This window comes from Streptococcus oralis, from assembly GCF_015561235.1.
Classification (GTDB): Bacteria; Bacillota; Bacilli; order Lactobacillales; family Streptococcaceae; genus Streptococcus; species Streptococcus oralis_BK.
This window is the reverse complement of the sequence record NZ_JADMTC010000001.1, coordinates 1-17,035: the sequence shown is the minus strand read 5'-3', so window position 1 is coordinate 17,035 and position 17,035 is coordinate 1. Positions and strand designations below refer to the sequence as shown.

General features: G+C 39.9%; 13 protein-coding genes, 17 tRNA genes and 1 pseudogene. 4 read left to right on the top strand and 27 right to left on the bottom strand.

Going from position 1 to position 17,035, the window contains the following annotated elements; all coding sequences use genetic code 11:
• Positions 1-5: 5 nt before the first annotated feature.
• The 9 genes from I2H52_RS00150 to I2H52_RS00110 all read right to left on the bottom strand — a co-directional run bounded on the left by I2H52_RS00150 (position 6) and on the right by I2H52_RS00110 (position 11,156).
• A complete protein-coding gene (locus tag I2H52_RS00150; protein ID WP_195593592.1) occupies positions 6-1,526 on the bottom strand; it encodes an ABC transporter permease/substrate-binding protein in 1,521 nt (506 codons plus the stop codon).
• Positions 1,519-2,247 (bottom strand): ABC transporter ATP-binding protein, encoded by a 729-nt coding sequence (locus I2H52_RS00145; RefSeq protein WP_125328199.1) that lies wholly within the window; start codon positions 2,245-2,247, stop codon positions 1,519-1,521. The genes I2H52_RS00150 and I2H52_RS00145 overlap by 8 nt, the downstream gene beginning before the upstream one ends.
• A gap of 72 nt (positions 2,248-2,319) precedes the next feature.
• Positions 2,320-2,763, bottom strand: coding sequence for a MarR family winged helix-turn-helix transcriptional regulator (locus tag I2H52_RS00140; RefSeq protein WP_000872568.1), 444 nt, complete (start codon positions 2,761-2,763; stop codon positions 2,320-2,322).
• Positions 2,764-2,906: 143 nt separating this feature from the next.
• The gene (locus tag I2H52_RS00135; protein ID WP_049484703.1) at positions 2,907-4,100 is read right to left on the bottom strand and encodes an O-antigen ligase family protein; all 1,194 of its coding nucleotides are present in this window, start codon (positions 4,098-4,100) and stop codon (positions 2,907-2,909) included.
• A 132-nt stretch (positions 4,101-4,232) separates the two neighbouring features.
• Positions 4,233-5,675, bottom strand: a complete 1,443-nt coding sequence (gene gtfA, locus I2H52_RS00130) for a sucrose phosphorylase (protein ID WP_000155207.1) — start codon at positions 5,673-5,675, stop codon at positions 4,233-4,235.
• Positions 5,676-5,967: 292 nt separating this feature from the next.
• Positions 5,968-6,801, bottom strand: a complete 834-nt coding sequence (locus I2H52_RS00125) for a carbohydrate ABC transporter permease (RefSeq protein WP_007521032.1) — start codon at positions 6,799-6,801, stop codon at positions 5,968-5,970.
• 16 nt (positions 6,802-6,817) lie between these two features.
• Positions 6,818-7,690 (bottom strand): carbohydrate ABC transporter permease, encoded by an 873-nt coding sequence (locus I2H52_RS00120; protein WP_001007687.1) that lies wholly within the window; start codon positions 7,688-7,690, stop codon positions 6,818-6,820.
• Positions 7,691-7,708: 18 nt separating this feature from the next.
• Positions 7,709-8,959 carry an extracellular solute-binding protein gene (locus tag I2H52_RS00115; protein WP_195593590.1) on the bottom strand — a complete coding sequence of 417 codons (1,251 nt, stop codon included), beginning with the start codon at positions 8,957-8,959 and terminating at the stop codon, positions 7,709-7,711.
• A 34-nt stretch (positions 8,960-8,993) separates the two neighbouring features.
• Positions 8,994-11,156: an alpha-galactosidase gene (locus tag I2H52_RS00110; RefSeq protein WP_195593582.1), complete on the bottom strand. Its 2,163-nt coding sequence runs from the start codon at positions 11,154-11,156 to the stop codon at positions 8,994-8,996.
• Positions 11,157-11,263: 107 nt separating this feature from the next.
• Here I2H52_RS00110 and I2H52_RS00105 point away from each other — a divergent pair, with 107 nt between their 5' ends.
• Both I2H52_RS00105 and birA read left to right on the top strand, forming a co-directional pair.
• Positions 11,264-12,124, top strand: coding sequence for an AraC family transcriptional regulator (locus tag I2H52_RS00105; RefSeq protein ID WP_195593580.1), 861 nt, complete (start codon positions 11,264-11,266; stop codon positions 12,122-12,124).
• Complete coding sequence (gene birA / locus I2H52_RS00100; protein WP_195593578.1) at positions 12,121-13,059, top strand: bifunctional biotin--[acetyl-CoA-carboxylase] ligase/biotin operon repressor BirA; 939 nt, start codon at positions 12,121-12,123, stop codon at positions 13,057-13,059. Before I2H52_RS00105 ends, birA begins: the two co-directional genes overlap by 4 nt.
• Positions 13,060-13,163: 104 nt before the next feature.
• On the opposite strand, the gene I2H52_RS00095 is transcribed toward birA, so the two are convergent.
• On the bottom strand, positions 13,164-13,868 hold the full coding sequence (locus I2H52_RS00095; RefSeq protein ID WP_033584252.1) for a hypothetical protein: 705 nt from the start codon (positions 13,866-13,868) through the stop codon (positions 13,164-13,166).
• 223 nt (positions 13,869-14,091) lie between these two features.
• Between I2H52_RS00095 and I2H52_RS00090 the strand changes: the two are divergent.
• A pseudogene (locus tag I2H52_RS00090) lies at positions 14,092-15,129 on the top strand (transposase).
• Between the two features lie 150 nt (positions 15,130-15,279).
• Positions 15,280-15,399, top strand: a complete 120-nt coding sequence (locus tag I2H52_RS09840; protein ID WP_418896152.1) for a hypothetical protein — start codon at positions 15,280-15,282, stop codon at positions 15,397-15,399.
• Between the two features lie 61 nt (positions 15,400-15,460).
• Here the strand turns inward: I2H52_RS09840 and I2H52_RS00085 are convergent.
• The 17 genes from I2H52_RS00085 to I2H52_RS00005 all read right to left on the bottom strand — a co-directional run bounded on the left by I2H52_RS00085 (position 15,461) and on the right by I2H52_RS00005 (position 16,955).
• Positions 15,461-15,548, bottom strand: a tRNA-Ser gene (locus tag I2H52_RS00085).
• A gap of 6 nt (positions 15,549-15,554) precedes the next feature.
• Positions 15,555-15,628 (bottom strand) — tRNA-Ile (locus I2H52_RS00080).
• 33 nt (positions 15,629-15,661) lie between these two features.
• Positions 15,662-15,732 (bottom strand) — tRNA-Gly (locus I2H52_RS00075).
• A 16-nt stretch (positions 15,733-15,748) separates the two neighbouring features.
• Positions 15,749-15,821: transfer RNA gene (locus I2H52_RS00070), tRNA-Phe, on the bottom strand.
• 3 nt (positions 15,822-15,824) lie between these two features.
• Positions 15,825-15,898: transfer RNA gene (locus I2H52_RS00065), tRNA-Met, on the bottom strand.
• Between the two features lie 10 nt (positions 15,899-15,908).
• Positions 15,909-15,998, bottom strand: a tRNA-Ser gene (locus I2H52_RS00060).
• Positions 15,999-16,009: 11 nt separating this feature from the next.
• Positions 16,010-16,083: transfer RNA gene (locus tag I2H52_RS00055), tRNA-Ile, on the bottom strand.
• A gap of 13 nt (positions 16,084-16,096) precedes the next feature.
• Positions 16,097-16,170, bottom strand: a tRNA-Met gene (locus tag I2H52_RS00050).
• Positions 16,171-16,175: 5 nt separating this feature from the next.
• A tRNA-Pro gene (locus tag I2H52_RS00045) sits at positions 16,176-16,249 on the bottom strand.
• A gap of 15 nt (positions 16,250-16,264) precedes the next feature.
• Positions 16,265-16,338, bottom strand: a tRNA-Arg gene (locus tag I2H52_RS00040).
• A gap of 11 nt (positions 16,339-16,349) precedes the next feature.
• Positions 16,350-16,435: transfer RNA gene (locus tag I2H52_RS00035), tRNA-Leu, on the bottom strand.
• A 7-nt stretch (positions 16,436-16,442) separates the two neighbouring features.
• Positions 16,443-16,514 (bottom strand) — tRNA-Gly (locus tag I2H52_RS00030).
• Between the two features lie 22 nt (positions 16,515-16,536).
• A tRNA-Thr gene (locus I2H52_RS00025) sits at positions 16,537-16,609 on the bottom strand.
• A gap of 12 nt (positions 16,610-16,621) precedes the next feature.
• A tRNA-Leu gene (locus tag I2H52_RS00020) sits at positions 16,622-16,703 on the bottom strand.
• Between the two features lie 5 nt (positions 16,704-16,708).
• Positions 16,709-16,781, bottom strand: a tRNA-Lys gene (locus tag I2H52_RS00015).
• 24 nt (positions 16,782-16,805) lie between these two features.
• Positions 16,806-16,878: transfer RNA gene (locus I2H52_RS00010), tRNA-Asp, on the bottom strand.
• 4 nt (positions 16,879-16,882) lie between these two features.
• Positions 16,883-16,955, bottom strand: a tRNA-Val gene (locus tag I2H52_RS00005).
• Positions 16,956-17,035: the final 80 nt, after the last annotated feature.

Genomic DNA, 17,035 nt, shown 5'->3' with positions numbered 1-17,035 from the left:
TCAAGCTATTTCTTCAACAAACCTTGTTCTTGTAAAAACTCCTTGGCTACTTGTTCTGCGGACTTGCCTTCAACACCGACCTGGTAGTTGAGCTGGCTCATCTGGCTTTCAGTAATTTTACCTGCTAGTTTATTGAGAACTGTCTCCAACTCAGGATGTTTCTTGAGAAGAGCTTCTTTCATAAGTGGTGCCCCTTGATAAGGTGGGAAGAGTTGCTTGTCATCCTCCAAGACCTGTAAATCATAACGCGCCAACTCTGCATCTGTCGAATAGGCATCCGTGATTTGAATATCGCCTGACTGAATTGCCTGATAGCGAAGAGCTGGCTCCATGGTCGCTACGTTGAGATTGAGACCATACATTGATTGCAAGCCCTTATTGCCATCTTCACGGTCATTAAACTCGAGAGTAAAACCGGCCTTCAACTGTCCTTCCACTTTTTTCAAGTCCGAAATGGTCTTCAAGCCATATTCTTGAGCAATCTTTTTCGGAACAGCTACAGCGTAGGTATTTTGATAAGACATAGGTTTTAGATAGGCCAGATGATCCTGTTTGGCAATGCCATCACGCGCCACCTGATAAACCTGATCTGGCTCATGACCTACCTTGGGTGATGGCTGAAGCAAACTTTCAGTCACCGTACCAGTAAATTCAGGATAGATATCAATATCCCCTTTTTTCAGAGCTTCATAGAGGAAGCTTGTTTTCCCAAAATTCGGCTTAACAGTCGCAGTCATACTGGTATTTTCTTCAATCAGCAATTTATACATATTGGCCAAAATTTCGGGTTCTGGTCCCAATTTCCCAGCAATCACCAAGTTTTCTTGCTCTTTTTGAGCCAAAAGGGCTGGACTATAAGACAGACCGAGCAATATGGTCACCAAGGCAAAACCAGAGAAAATCGTCCGCAATTTTGCTTTTTCCATCACTTTTAGTAGGAAGTTAAAGGCAATGGCCAGCACTGCAGAAGAAAGGGCCCCAATCAAAATCAGACTGGTATTATTGCGATCAATTCCCAAAAGGATAAAGGAACCCAGTCCGCCTGCCCCAATCAAGGCCGCCAAGGTCGCCGTACCGATAATCAAGACCGCTGCCGTCCGAATCCCAGACATAATGACAGGCATGGCAAGTGGAATTTCAAACTTCTTGAGTCGCTCCCATCTGGTCATCCCAAAGGCAATCCCAGCCTCTTGCAGACTCGGATCAATTCCCTTTAGCCCAGTGATGGTATTTTGTAAAATCGGGAAAATCGCATAGATCACTAGAGCTGTCAAAGCAGGCAAGGTCCCAATTCCCATCAAGGGGATAAAGAGCCCCAACAAGGCTAGAGACGGGATGGTCTGGAAAATCCCAGCAATCTGCAAGACCCAGTCCGCCAACTTCTCATGATAGCGAAGATAAATAGCCAAGGGAATCGCAATAAAAATAGCTAGTAACAAGGTTAAAAGTGACAACTGCAAATGTTGAGATAGAGCTGTTACCCAATCACCAAAACGATCCTGAAAAGTTGATATCAAATTAGTCATGAACACTACCTCCAAACAAATCTGCTACAAAGTCCGTTGCAGGAGCTTTTAAAATGGTCTCAGGGTTCGCCACCTGACGAATCTCTCCGTCCTGCAAGACAGCAATACGGTCACCTAATTTCAAAGCTTCATCCGTATCATGGGTCACAAAAATCGTTGTCATCCCAAACTCTTTATGCAATTCTTTCGTCAAAACCTGCAACTGTTTTCTCGAAATGGCATCCAAGGCTGAAAAAGGTTCATCCATAAGCAAAATCTTAGGCTGACCAATCATGGCACGGACAATGCCGACCCGTTGCTGTTCTCCACCAGATAATGCACTCGGAAGTCGATGCCCATACTCATCTATCGGTAAACCAACCTTAGCCAAAAGCTCTTCTGTTTTCTGAGCAATTTCTTCCTTAGTCCAGCCCTTCATTTCTGGAATGAGGGCAATATTTTCCGCAACCGTTAGATTGGGAAACAGAGCAATGGCCTGTAAAACATAGCCAGTAGAAAGACGAAGCTCACGCTCATCATAGTCTTTGATGCGCTTACCATCCATGTATATATTTCCATCAGTTGGTTCCAAAAGACGGTTAATCATCTTGATCATGGTCGTCTTACCAGACCCAGAAGGTCCAACTAAAACCATGAACTCCCCATTCTCAATCCGTAAATTGACATCTCTCAAAACATCTTTTTCTGTGTAGCGCAAGGCTACATTTTTGTATTCAATCATTCTTTGTCCTCAATTTAAAATTTTCCTCGATTGGTCAAGTTACCAAACTTTTAATAACTAATTTATCCCACTCTAAACCTCATTTTCCTTCTCTTTCAGATTAGCCAAAATTCTTTCTTGAAAGGCTTCAAACTGCCTAATTTCCTCTTCTGAAAATCCTTTGTAACAGATAGTATCCAATCTCTGACTGACACGTTGCCCAACTTCTTTCTGGGACTTGCCCAACTCTGTTAAAACTAAATACTTCTTACGCTTATCTTCTCCACACGGACTGACAGTTATAAGATTTTGTTCCTCTAGCTTTTTTATCATAGTCGTCAGCGTATTATTAGCAAGCCCAGTCGCAAGCGCAATATCTGTCGCAGTTGCACAGCCCGTCTTACTATTCCATAAAACCGCTAAAATCTTTCCCTGCTCACTCCGATAAAGAGAGTCAGGGTCTTGTCTCAGTAACTTTTGAAAAATCCGCCCATTCAACAAACGAATATGATGGGCTACCAAATGACAATATTTCATGAAACCTCCAATTTATTTCCATATCGATACGAATGAAAACATTATAATACTTATTATTCTAACTGTCAACTATTTCGATTTAGAACTAATTTTTCTCAGTAAAAAATCTCCTACTCAAGGTAGAAGATTTCAATCTTATAAACTTAATCCGTCATGTCTGATACCAAAGTTCGACGCTCCAATGGAATACTGCACATAACTAACAAGAAAATGAAGCCTGACTGAATCCAGAAAAGGGCCAAGTCAAAGATTCCATGCACAGCAACCACTGTAAGGAAAGATAGATAAAGACCGATAATTGGACGTTTCCCCGACTCCTGACTCATATCCATCATCAAACGAACAGGAGCAACAGAAGACAAAGCTAATAAAATGGTTCCCACAATTCCGTAACTCAGAATCGTATCAATATAAAGGCTGTGAGCATGTTCATGATAAGGAGCATTTATCCGAGGATAAGAGTGCATATAGGTCAATGGCCCCTCCCCCCAAAAAGGATTTTGCTTAAACAAGGCCATCCCAGCATCCCAGATAGAAATGCGTTCTTCCATAGAGGAATCTAAAGTCCCCATCCGAACTCCCAAATCACTAGAAAAAAGGAAACTCAAGCCAATCGCAAAGACCCCGATACTAAGCCAAAAGGCCTTCCAGTTTTTAATGGTTGTAAAGAGATAAATGATGGCTCCAGCGATAATAGCAGGAAAGGCAGTTCGATTTTGCGTAAAGTTCAATCCAAAGAGATTAACAAAGCCTGCAATCACACAGAATACCTTCAACCAATTCAACTTGGTCGTTGTAAAGAGATAGAAGGCAATCATGATACAGAAACAACAAATAATTCCATAGTAATTAGGATTAAAAAAGGTCACTTCTGCCCGATTCTGATGCCATACCTGCATATTGGGCGAAAGAAAGGCATAGTTAAATTTCTTTACAATTTGGAAATGCTCCAAAGTAGCAAAAACAGCAGAGAGCACACTACCAAACAAGATTGTCTGCAGTATCAGTCGAAAGAAAGCATGTGTCAGACGTTTCTGGTAAAAACTAAAGAAAATAAGGAAGAGAAACATCAGTAAAGATGCAACCAATCCAAGCCAGTTCTTGGCAACGATAGAGATGATACTACTGTAGGCAATAAAAAAGAGAAGTACAGGATGTTTGGCCAATCCTTTGATAATTCCCTTCATCTCCCCAGTAACAAGTAAACCTATCAAATATAAAGCAAAGAGCGCTAAGAACAAATAAAAAGGTAAAAAGATACTTATGATCATCAAATACAAAAAGAAATCTTTTTTCGAAAGCCCTCTTATCTTATCCAGTAATCCAATTGATTTCAAAACGGATCCTTTCTGTTCTGGATTTCTCCAGAAGATAAATGCTAAACTATCTTTATATTCTACCATTTTTTCCGTCATTTGGGAACAATGAACACGTTTTCGCCACAAAAAAACTGTTTCATTAATATAGCACTAGAACTGAATTTTTCTGCCGTTTTCTAATACTTGATAGGTCTGACTTTGTAAATCAATTTCTGCTACTGCTGTTACGGACTTGTCTTTATTTTGGCGTTTGATTACAATTCTGTAAGCTGTTGGTGTTTCAACGTCAATAGTCCCTTCTAGGTCAAAGGCCTCTGATTGATTACGGAAAGAAAATAGATTGAGAAGAGACTTCACCACAGGACGTTGAACTTCTTCTGCTATTTCCTCATTGCTATAGTAATGACGATTAATATTTCGACCTTCTTTGGTTTCTTCTAATAATTTCAAGTCATTTTTTCCTGCTAATAGACCCACATAGTAAACCTGAGGAATGCCTGGAGCAAAAGCTTGAATCAAACGAGCGAGGAAGTACTTGACATCATCATCTCCAAGCGCAGAATAGTAGGTTGAATTGATTTGGTAGATATCTAGATTGTTATACTCTGCACTAGAGTACTTACGTTTGACATTCGCTCCAACCTTATAGAGCTCATTTGAAGCATAGTCAATTTCCTCATCGGTCAGGATATCCTTGACATCCACCACTCCAATCCCATCATGGGTATCTAGTGTCGTAAATTGCTTCATCGGGCTCATCTTTAACCACTTAGCCAAACGCTCTGTTCTGGAACTATAAAGAGTATAAAGGGTCACCATTGGAAGGGCAAAATCGTAAACATAGTAATCATGATCCGCTATTTTAAACTGAATCGAATAGTGTTCATGAATCTCAGGTAAGAGCTCTGTCCCATACTCAGCAGCGATGTCTCGGACTTTGTCCAATAAATTCCAAATATCTGGTTCCACAAAGAAATCATTGGTATCCAATTTCTTCACTGCATAAGCAAAGGCATCTAGACGAATCAAATCACACCCATTACTTGCTAGATGTTGAATCGTCTTACGGATAAATGCCATCGTTACTTCTTTGGTCACATCAAGATCAATCTGCTCCTCACCAAAAGTATTCCACAAATGTTCTACTGAACCATCTGCAAAAACAATCTCTTGCTTTGGTGCACGATCCTTACGCTTGTAAATTAAATCCACATCAGCTTGTGTCGGACGATTTTCCGGCCAAAACTTGTCCCAGTTTAAAAAGAGATCTTTGAATTCACTAGCTTCATGTTTTTCTTGATAGTCCTTATAATATTTCGATTGACGAGAAATATGATTAATCATAAAGTCAAACATAAGATAATATTTCTCACCTAAACGCTTAACATCCTCCCAGTCACCAAACGCTGGATCCACTTCGTCATAGTCAACCGGTGCAAATCCACGATCACCTGTTGATGGGAAAAATGGTAGAAGGTGAACTCCCCCAATAGCATCGCCAAAATGTTCTTCCAAATTCTCATACAAGTCTTTAAGGTTATTTCCAAGACTATCTGAGTAAGTAATCAACATAGTTTTATTTTGAATGGTCATAGATGTTCTCCTTTTTCCGATGAAAGCCAAGTCTTATATGACCTGGCTTCGTAAATGAAAGATATTTTTAGATTTTTGTTCACATCGAACTCGTACTAATATAGACTGCCAGTAACTAAGTGCTATTTTCTTGTTTTCTACATAAAATTGTCAACAAGCTGAACTGTTCCTTTGTATCTTAATTGAACACGCCCTAAGCTCTGTGTGAAAAAGATGAATCTTCCAAGAAGCCAAGGCTTCTTATTCAGATTCCCTATTTTCACTGTGAGCTTTTAACGGGCTTTGTATCTTGTTACTTCACTGCCCCGTTACTCATTCCTGAAATGATATGTTTTTGGAAGATGAGGTAGACAATGGTTATCGTTATAATTCCCACAATATAAGATGCAAAACTTGGGCCATAGTCATTGAAGTACTGACCTTGGTAGTTGTATTGGAAGAGAGGTAAAGTCCACATCTTGGAATCCTTATTCAGAATCAAGAGTGGCAACATAAAGTCATTCCAGAACCAGAGAGCATTGATAATCAAAGTTGTCGCATGCATGGGCTTCAACATTGGAAAAATGATTCGACGATAAGTTGTAAAACGATCAGCCCCATCGATTTCCGCAGCTTCATCCAAACTATCCGGTACACTAATTTTTATATAACCAACATACAAGAAGAGAGTCTGTGGAATAGCATAAGTTAGGTAGAGTATTACTAGCCCCCACATATTTGCTAGACCGAGTTTACTCATCATAACTGTGATGGGAATCATAATCACCTGAAATGGAACAAATATCCCTAAGATCAAGAGCGAATACATAATTGCAAAGGCTTTTTTCTTGGACATATTTCGAGCAATGGAGTAAGCTGCAGCTGGTATAAAGAAAGCTACTACAATCAATGATAACACCGTAATAACTGCCGAATTCCAGAAATAGCCTCCAATTCCATCAGAAATTAATCGTTCATAATTACTTAAGGTAAAAGGATTGGGCAAACTAAAGAAATGATTCATGATATCCTTAGTTGTCTTGAAAGAACTAAATACTGTTACCAACAAAGGAACAAGTATAAGAATACCACCGACTATCAAGAGGACGTATTTCCAAAACTGATTCAATTTTTCTTCTTTTTTCATGTGTAGGACTCCTCTATTAGATTTCAAATTTCTTTGATAGCTTGATTTGGATAAGGGAAACAATTCCAATAATTAAGAATAAAATCAAGGCAATTGCATTCGCATATCCATATTGATTACTCTTGAAAGCATAGTTGTAGACTAACAGTCCAAGAGAGGTTGTAGCATTATTTGGACCACCACTCGTCAAGGCAAAAATTTGGTCAAAGGCTGTCAAACCAGACTTAAGAGCCAAGATAAAAACCATAGAGATCGTTGGCAGTAAATAGGGCAATTCAATCTTCCAAAAAGTTTGTTTACTGGTCGCACCATCAATTGATGCTGCCTCTAAAATATCAGTTGGAATACTCTGAAGACCAGCAAGAAAGAGAATGATTGGCATAGCTACTCCTTGCCATAGAAGAACAAAAATAGTTGCCACTACCGCTCCTACAGGTGTCCCTAATAGACTCTCTTGTAAAAAGCTAATTCCTAAAATTTTCCCAATCGTTGGAAGACCATAGTTGAAGAATTGTTTAAAAATCAAGGAAACTGTCAATCCAGACAAAACAGCCGGGAAAAAGAACCAAGCTCTAAAGAAGGTCTGCCCCTTCATCTTAGAATTTAAGGCTCGTGCGACAACCATCCCAATCGTAATCTCTCCAATAATCAATGCCAGAGTTAAAATCAAAGTAAAGGCTATGGCTGTGAAGAATTTCCCATCAATCATCAGCAATTTGTAGTTATTCAAACCAACAAATTTATAATTATAGGTCAATCCAGTCCAGTTAGTCAAACTATAGAAAGCACCTTGTACCATTGGAAAGTAAAAGAAGATAGCTTGTAAAGCAAGCGGGATAAGCAAAAATGTCCAACCCCAGTATTTATTTAAAAATTTTCGAATAGCCATATCATCTTAACTCCTATTCTAGTCCAAATCTGCCTTCATTGGATTAAAGAAAGCATTGAGATTGTTTGCCATATTTTTCAGATTTTTATCCATCAGGTAACCTGCACTTAGATTAAAAAAGTCTTCTTCAGAGTTCCAGCGTTGGCCCAACCAAACATAATGTTTGTCCGTAAATGCCAGTTTAGAAATAGCTGCAAGCGCTGAATCTTCTTTTTCCTGTATGCCTTTTACCGCAACAGGTGATCCATCTACATCATAGTATGACTGCATAGCTTTTGGACTAGTCATATAGCTGATAAATTCTTCGCTTTCCTTAGGGTGTTTGGTAGTAGCTGAAGTTGATAATGCCATATCCCCTGCACCAACAGTGACTTCTTTTCCTACTTCTTCTCCAGGAAAAGCAAACATCCCCACCTCAAATTTTGGATCCTGTTGATTAATTGCGGCTAATGCCCATGATCCTTGTGGCATCATCAAGGCTTTTCCACTCGAAAATGCTACCACCGCATCATTATAAGAGGCACCACGCCAACCATCTTGAGTATTATCTGCTAATAAATCGAGTCGTTCTGCATCTGCTTTTAAAATAGCATCATCTGCAGAGATGGCGTTTGGTTTTGAAAAGCGAAGGTAATTATTAGCCGCGTCTCCACTACCCGTAAGAGTAATGAGAGAAAGTTGGTGGTAACCATTTAATGTCCAGCCTTCATTGCCTGCAACCGCAAACGGAGAATTCCCACTATCTTTTATCTTTTTAACAATCTCTTGAAATTCTTTAAAAGTCTTCGGTTCCTCAAGTCCTAATTCTTTAAACTTCGTTTTATTGTAATAGATTCCATAAAGGTTGGCCGTTAAAGGCACACTATAAACTTTATTATTAATCGCATACTTTTCGGCATAGTCATTCTTGATGTTCTCAAGATAGGGTTTTCCTGTCATATCTGCAAAATAGCCTGCCTTCGCCCACTCCTGAAAATCCATATTTTGAGGATAGATATTAATAATATCTGGAACATCTCCTGATAAAATCCGAGTCTTTAGAACAATTCCAGCTGAAGGTACTGTAGTCAGCTTCACATCAATATTAGGGTGTTCCTTCTCAAAATCATCCACTATCCTTTGCAAGGTATCTGCCATCTCGGTCTTCTGGTTAAAAAACTCAATCGTTACCTTACCATCAGTTGATTGATTGTTCTGACCACAAGACACTAGGCCTAGTAAACTTGCCCCAGCTACTAAAAGAAAACCTGCTTTCTTATACCATTTCATTGGAATGCCTCCTTGATAAATTTATACGCTTTTATTATAGTCTTTTGAATTTATACTGTCTACTCAAAAAATCTCCTGGTGATAGGGTAACAGTTAAACCTGCATACATGAGCTCTGCACCCGAATAAACAATGTTTGTCCCTTCCAGCTCATAAAGCCCTTCCACCTCCAAATCTTTCAATTTCAAGATGGTTTCCATTGTTTCCACAACTGATAGGACTCGGACGTAGGTTACAATCGTTTGATTTCCATAGTTAAATTGTAGAGCTGCTTCATTGGATTCAGCATCGGGATTGATTAACCTATACTGATTTCCCAACTGGACTACTGGTCGCAATTCTTTATACAAGTTCACCTGATTAGCTATCTCAGCCTTCTCTTCATCTGATAAACTTGTCAAATCAAGCTCATAGCCCAGATTTCCCATCATTGCCACATGACCACGAGTTTCCAATGGTGTCATTCGTCCCATTTGATGATTTGGTACTGCTGACACATGAGCCCCCATAGAAATGGTTGGATAGAGATAGGATGAACCGTATTGAATTGGTAAACGTGCAATAGCATCAGTATTATCACTAGCCCAGACCTGTGGGAAATAACGCATCATACCAAGATCATTTCGTCCACCACCACCAGAGCAGGACTCAAAGAGAATATGGCTGTGCTTCTCTGTCAGGTAAGAAACGAGTTCATAAAGTCCTAACATATACTGATGAGATTGCATCTGTGTCTCTAGATAATTCGATCCATTCCCTAGCTTAGTAATATTACGATTCATATCCCATTTGATGTAGTCAATATCATGATGAGAGAGGAGTTCATCTAAAACACTTTTCAAATATTCTACTACCTGAGGATTGGCAAGATTAAGTACTAATTGATTTCGAGAATAGGTATGCTCATATCCTGGAACCTGAATAGCCCAGTCAGGATGTTTACGATACAAGTTGCTATCAACGGAAATCATCTCAGGTTCTAACCAAAGCCCAAACTGCAAACCTCTTTCATGGATAGCTGAAATCAGGCTTTCTAGACTTCCACCCAGTTTTTTCTCATTAACACCCCAATCACCTAAAGCACGATTATCATCAAAGCGATTACCAAACCACCCATCATCTAATACAAAAAGTTCTATTCCAAGTTTCTTAGCTTCATCAGCTAGTTCTAACAGTTTTTCTCTCTGAAAGTCAAAGTAAGTTGCTTCCCAGTTATTGATTAGAATTGGACGCTCTTTTTTAGAAAACTGACTTGGCATAATGTGCTTAAGTACAAAATTCTGACTTTCATGACTGATACCAGTTAATCCCTTATCTGAATAAGTCACTAAAGCTACCGGTGTTTCAAAGTTTTCCTTGGGATCTAACTTCCAAGAAAAGTTTTCTGGATTAATGCCAATAGCCACCCGAACTTCATTCAGTTGATTCTTTTGAACAAAAGCTTCGAAGTTTCCACTATACAGTAGTTGCAGAGCAAACACATTCCCAGCATCCTCAGTGACTCCTTGATCACATATGAGAAGAGCTGGTGTTTGAGCATGACCAGAAGCACCACGGTTCGAACTAATCGAAAAGATTCCTTGTTCTACCTGTTGACGTCGGACAGTCTTTTCACGAGCATAAGCTCCCTGTAAAGTCACTATTTCGTAAGCTGCAGCAGGAAAATCAGCCATAAAAGAAAAGTCCTTATGAATGACAACTTCCTGATTACTATTATTCTCCAATTTGCTGTAACTAGCAATTGTCGCATCATTATCAAAAGCAGTATAATACAAAGTCAGACTAAGTTTAGCTTGAGAATCTTTTAAAATCAAGGCAAGCGTCTCTGTAGCATCCATGCTGTGAGGAGAAGGTAAGCCCTGTGGACCATTCTGACCTTTTAAAATCTTTGCTTCTACAAATCGAAAGTCTGTTACTTCAGTTGCATCATGTTGAATCTGTAAAGTTGGTTTTCTAAAGTCACCCAAACCATGTTGTCCAAAAATCTGACGTTGCGTATCCAAACTAAAGGTTCGATTAGTAGCTATGGGGTTACCAGAAAAAGCATGATCGCGTTCATAAACACTATTAGAACCTCTATAGTTCTTAATAGTCTTTCCTAAATGTTTTAATAATAAGAATCCATCCCTATTTTCAATAATCAAACTTAAACCTTTACTCTCAACGTAAAATAGATTATTCTCTATCCGAATTCCCATAAATTGTACCTCATCTATTTCTTGAAAAAATTTTAACATATAAAAGCGCTTTCTAAAATAGAAAAATGTCTAAAGAATATGGTAAAATGTTAGGTAGGAGGTGGCCCATGCTCGTTTTTTCAGAATACCAGACTGGAACAATTGATCTTTCTCTTAGCTTTTACGGTTATGAAGAATGCACGCCTAACTACTCCTTTGGCCCAGCTATTCGAGATACCTATGTACTCCATTACATTACTAAAGGAAAAGGTCAATTCCATTATAGGGGGAAAATTGTTGATTTAAAGGCAGGAGATTTCTTTTTACTAAAACCAGATGAATTAACATTCTATCAAGCAGATAGCCAGGATCCTTGGGCTTACTACTGGTTGGGGATCACTGGAGGGAGGGCACCTGACTACTTTGCTCTATCTCAAATTTCTGACCAATCCTACCTCATCCAATCAAATAACTGTCATACCCATACAACTGCAAAACTCATCTCAGATATTGTCCGCTTCGCTCAGATTACAAAATCAAATGAATTGGCTCAACTCCACATCATGGGACAACTCCATGAACTAATGTTTCATCTAGGAACTATTGCTCCCAATCAGAAAAAAGAGAATATTTCATCAACCCACCAACTCTATCTTGACTGCAAACGATTAATTGATAGTCACTATCCACAATCACTCACCATTCAAGATTTAGCAAAAGAGCTATCGGTTCATAGAAGTTACTTAACTAGTGTGTTTAAAGAATTTCACCAACTCTCTCCAAAAGAATATTTACTTTTCGTTCGAATGAAGCGTGCGCAACAGTTACTAGAACACACCAATGAAACGATAAAAGTCATTGCGTATTCTGTGGGTTTTTCAGATCCACTACATTTCTCAAAAGCCTACAAGCAGTTTTTTCATAAAACACCTAGTCAAACTCGAAAAGAATACTCTTATTCCCTCTCAGCTAGAAAGGAAAATCAATGAAATCACACCAACTAGTCTACCAAATATTAGCTAGAGAAAACGATTATGTTAGCGGAGAAAAAATCGGAGAAGAACTGAATTTAAGCCGTACATCTATATGGAAAGCGATCCAACGTCTTCAACAAGAGGGCCTAGAAATTGACAGTATCAAAAATAGAGGCTACAAGCTCATTCAAGGCGATCTGATATTGCCTGATTTGATTCAAGAGAACACCAACTTAACCATTCGCTACAAACCTGAGACCAAATCAACCCAAACAGATGCAAAAGAAGGGATTGAAGCTGGAAACAAAGGAAATACACTCTATCTTTCAACCTGTCAAACAGCAGGTCGTGGCCGCTTTCAGCGCCCCTACTATTCTCCATCTCAGGGCGGGATCTATATGTCTCTGCATATTCAACCAAACCTTCCCTATGAAAAACTCCCATCCTATACTCTTCTTGTGGCAGCTGCAGTCTGCAAAGCCATTAAAAATCTAACTATGATAGAAGTAGATATCAAATGGGTAAACGACATCTATTTTAAAAATAAAAAAATAGCAGGTATCCTCACCGAAGCGATGACATCAGTTGAGACAGGGGTGGTTACAGATGTCATTATCGGTGTTGGAATCAACTTTGCCATCAGCGATTTTCCCAAAGAGATAAAAGAAAAAGCTGGAAGTCTCTTTACACCACCAGCTCCTATCACACGAAACGAACTAATCTCAGAAATTTGGCGTTGTTTCTACCAAACAGCACCCGAAGAACTACTCTATCTTTATAAAGAACACTCTCTTGTTCTAGGAAGAGAGGTCAGTTTTATCCAAGATCAGACTGAAAAAAAAGGAGTCGCCAAGGACATCTCCGACAAAGGACAACTCCTTATCCAGCTTGATGACCAGACAGAAATCTGGCTCAATAGTGGTGAAATCTCACTCACTAGCTGGACTTAACAAACAGCACTATATGATGTCTAGAATCTCATCTAGCAAGCATATAGTGCTGTTTGAATGTAGAAAGTAACAGATATATAAATAGCTAGCTTCCTATCAACAATTTACAGGTGGATAGCTTTTGAGGCATTCTTTTTATATGCCGTGCTATGTACCAAAGAAGCTCCATAGCAGTGATTCTCATATTCAAGCATAATCAATGGCAACGCAAAAACTTTAACAGCATATAAAAGCAGCCAAAACATAAAGATTTCAGCTTTTATATTCACCAAATTTTTACTAAACATCTCGTACAAGAAGCATGCATTTAAAGCCATATTGAAGAGACTTGCCAACGTTGCTAAGACTATATTGGTTTTCAATTTTGGATGATAATATTTAGCCACATATAAGGCCAATAATGAAATATTATAAAGGCAAATCGGTTGATAATTTTCTCTATAAATAACCAGCGTCTTACGATTATAGAACAGGAAACCATGAGGTCCACGATGATATTCATTGATCCAGACATGGCTAAGACCTCTAATCTCATCCCAAGCTACAAATAAATCAATTTTTCTTAGATAAATCCCTTTTTTATAAATCGAACATTTCCATTTAAACAAGAAAGACAGAAGAAAAGTAAGGAGTAAAACCGCAACTGTAACAATCTTCAACTCCCCTTGCCCGATAATCAAGGATAGGTTAAAAAAGCGAATTTGCGCTTTTTTTGCATCTAAGATCATTGAAATCACAGTTAGAAATACTACAAAGATAAATAGTATAAATCTATAAAAAATACTATGAAATTTTACTCCATTTTCCATCTCGATTATCCCCCAGCCACTTAAAGTCCCTAACCTTAGTATACCACTAAATCTAGTCTATTTATGATTTTTTCTAATATGAAAGTTACTGAAACAGCATTAGATAATAGAGCTCAATAATATTTGTAGTAGGTAAATCCACTATGGAGATTATGTAGCCTAGAAAAAAAGTCCCAATGACCTATAATGAAAAGCGACTAAACAACTCATTAGAAAGATTCATATGGAACAATTACATTTTATCACAAAACTACTCGATATCAAAGACCCTAATATCCAAATTATGGATGTTGTTAATAAAGATACCCACAAGGAAATCATCGCTAAACTCGACTACGACGCTCCATCTTGTCCTGATTGCGGAAATCAAATGAAGAAATATGACTTTCAAAAATCATCTAAAATTCCTTACCTCGAAACAACTGGTATGCCTACCAGAATTCTCCTTAGAAAACGCCGTTTCAAGTGCTATCAGTGCTCGAAAATGATGGTCTCTGAGACTTCTCTCGTCAAGAAAAATCATCAAATCCCTCGTATCATCAACCCGAAAATTGCTCAAAAGTTGATTGAAAAGACTTCTATGACCGACATTGCCCGCCAGCTTGCCATTTCAACTTCAACCGTCATTCGAAAGCTCAATGACTTCCGTTTTAAACATGATTTTTCTCGTCTTCCCGAGATTATGTCTTGGGATGAGTATGCCTTCACTAAGGGAAAGATGAGCTTTATTGCTCAGGATTTTGAAAAGCTCAATATCATCACTGTCCTTGAAGGCAGGACACAAACTATCATCCGAAATTACTTTCTGCGCTACGAGCGAGCTGTTCGTTGTCAGGTGAAAATCATTACGATGGATATGTCTAGTCCCTACTATGGACTTGGCTAAACAGCTTCGCTTTCGAATTTCTAGGCTCAGGCTGAAACAGTCTCCCAGATTGTTTCACTCCCAAACGCTAAAATAGTTCTAGATCGTTTTTATATTGTCCAACATCTCAGCCGTGCTATGAGTCGTGTCCGTGTTCAAATCATGAACCAATTCGATCGAAAATCCCATGAATACAAGGCCATCAAACGCTATTGGAAGCTTATACAGCAGGATAGTCGTAAACTGAGCGATAAGCGATTTTATCGCCCTACTTTTCGTATTCATCTAACCAACAAAGAGATTCTAGACAAGCTTTTGAGCTATTCAGAAGACTTGAGACACCACTATAAAGCTCTATCAGCTCTTACTTTTTCACTTTCAGAACAAGGAGCCTGAGAAATTTTTGGACTTATAGAGGAGAAACTAAAGCAGATTCATCCTCTTTTTCAGACGGTCTTTAAAACCTTCCTCAGGGACAAAGAAAAAATTGTCAACGCTCTTTAGTTACCTTATTCCAACGCCAAATTAGAAGCAACCAATAATCTCATTAAACTTATCAAGCGCAACGCCTTTAGTTTTCGGAACTTTGAAAACTTCAAAAAACGAATTTTTATCGCCCTAAATATCAAAAAAGAAAGGACGAAATTTGTCCTTTCTAGATCTTAGCTGACTTCAACCCACTACAGTTGACAAAGAGCAAAAAAAGAGCCTAGCAGCTCTTAACGTACGGAGAATGGGGGATTCGAACCCCCGCGCCGGTTACCCGACCTAACGATTTAGCAAACCGTCCTCTTCAGCCTCTTGAGTAATTCTCCTATTAATGGGCACGAGTGGACTCGAACCACCGACCTCACGCTTATCAGGCGTGCGCTCTAACCACCTGAGCTACGCGCCCAAGTTTAAAAACTTGGTATGAACTTTCGTTCAAAGCGGGTGACGAGAATCGAACTCGCGACAACAGCTTGGAAGGCTGTAGTTTTACCACTAAACTACACCCGCTTAATAAAATAAGATATGGCGCGAGACGGAATCGAACCGCCGACACATGGAGCTTCAATCCATTGCTCTACCAACTGAGCTACCGAGCCAAATTGCGGGAGCAGGATTTGAACCTACGACCTTCGGGTTATGAGCCCGACGAGCTACCGAGCTGCTCCATCCCGCGTTAATATAAAAGGAGGATGTGGGATTCGAACCCACGCACGCTTTTACACGCCTGACGGTTTTCAAGACCGTTCCCTTCAGCCGGACTTGGGTAATCCTCCATTATTTACAATGGACCTTGTAGGACTTGAACCTACGACCACTCGGTTATGAGCCGAGAGCTCTAACCAGCTGAGCTAAAGGTCCAACAAGATCAATATAGCGGCGAAGGGGATCGAACCCCCGACCTCCCGGGTATGAACCGGACGCTCTAGCCAGCTGAGCTACACCGCCATCAATCGGGAAGACAGGATTCGAACCTGCGACACCTTGGTCCCAAACCAAGTACTCTACCAAGCTGAGCTACTTCCCGCGTTAAATAAAAAAATGCACCCTAGAGGAGTCGAACCTCTAACCGCCTGATTCGTAGTCAGGTACTCTATCCAGTTGAGCTAAGGGTGCTCATCATTATATGCCGAGGACCGGAATCGAACCGGTACGATCGTTACCAATCGCAGGATTTTAAGTCCTGTGCGTCTGCCAGTTCCGCCACCCCGGCCTCTCTAAGCGAACGACGGGATTCGAACCCGCGACCCCCACCTTGGCAAGGTGGTGTTCTACCACTGAACTACGTTCGCATCGACCTCTTATATAAAAAAATGCCGGCTACATGACTTGAACACGCGACCCTCTGATTACAAATCAGATGCTCTACCAACTGAGCTAAGCCGGCTGCTTTCTATTATGCGGGTTAAGGGACTTGAACCCCCACGCCGTTAAGCGCCAGATCCTAAATCTGGTGCGTCTGCCAATTCCGCCAAACCCGCAAATATGACCCGTACTGGGCTCGAACCAGTGACCCATTGATTAAAAGTCAATTGCTCTACCAACTGAGCTAACGAGTCTAAAATAACTTCCGTTACCTTAAACGGTCCCGACGGGAATCGAACCCGCGATCTTCGCCGTGACAGGGCGACGTGATAACCGCTACACTACGGGACCTATATGGGAGTTAACGGGATCGAACCGCTGACCCTCTGCTTGTAAGGCAGATGCTCTCCCAGCTGAGCTAAACTCCCTCGAGCTAAGCGACTTCCATATCTCACAGGGGGCAACCCCCAACTACTTCCGGCGTTCTAGGGCTTAACTGCTGTGTTCG

Coding starts and splice junctions, on each gene's coding strand:
- I2H52_RS00150 (WP_195593592.1), bottom strand. CDS start 1,526: ATGACTAATTTGATATCAACTTTTCAGGATCGTTTTGGTGATTGGGTA.
- I2H52_RS00145 (WP_125328199.1), bottom strand. CDS start 2,247: ATGATTGAATACAAAAATGTAGCCTTGCGCTACACAGAAAAAGATGTT.
- I2H52_RS00140 (WP_000872568.1), bottom strand. CDS start 2,763: ATGAAATATTGTCATTTGGTAGCCCATCATATTCGTTTGTTGAATGGG.
- gtfA (WP_000155207.1), bottom strand. CDS start 5,675: ATGACCATTCAAAATAAAACTATGTTGATTACTTACTCAGATAGTCTT.
- I2H52_RS00125 (WP_007521032.1), bottom strand. CDS start 6,801: ATGAAAAAAGAAGAAAAATTGAATCAGTTTTGGAAATACGTCCTCTTG.
- I2H52_RS00120 (WP_001007687.1), bottom strand. CDS start 7,690: ATGGCTATTCGAAAATTTTTAAATAAATACTGGGGTTGGACATTTTTG.
- I2H52_RS00115 (WP_195593590.1), bottom strand. CDS start 8,959: ATGAAATGGTATAAGAAAGCAGGTTTTCTTTTAGTAGCTGGGGCAAGT.
- I2H52_RS00110 (WP_195593582.1), bottom strand. CDS start 11,156: ATGGGAATTCGGATAGAGAATAATCTATTTTACGTTGAGAGTAAAGGT.
- I2H52_RS00105 (WP_195593580.1), top strand. CDS start 11,264: ATGCTCGTTTTTTCAGAATACCAGACTGGAACAATTGATCTTTCTCTT.
- birA (WP_195593578.1), top strand. CDS start 12,121: ATGAAATCACACCAACTAGTCTACCAAATATTAGCTAGAGAAAACGAT.
- I2H52_RS00095 (WP_033584252.1), bottom strand. CDS start 13,868: ATGGAAAATGGAGTAAAATTTCATAGTATTTTTTATAGATTTATACTA.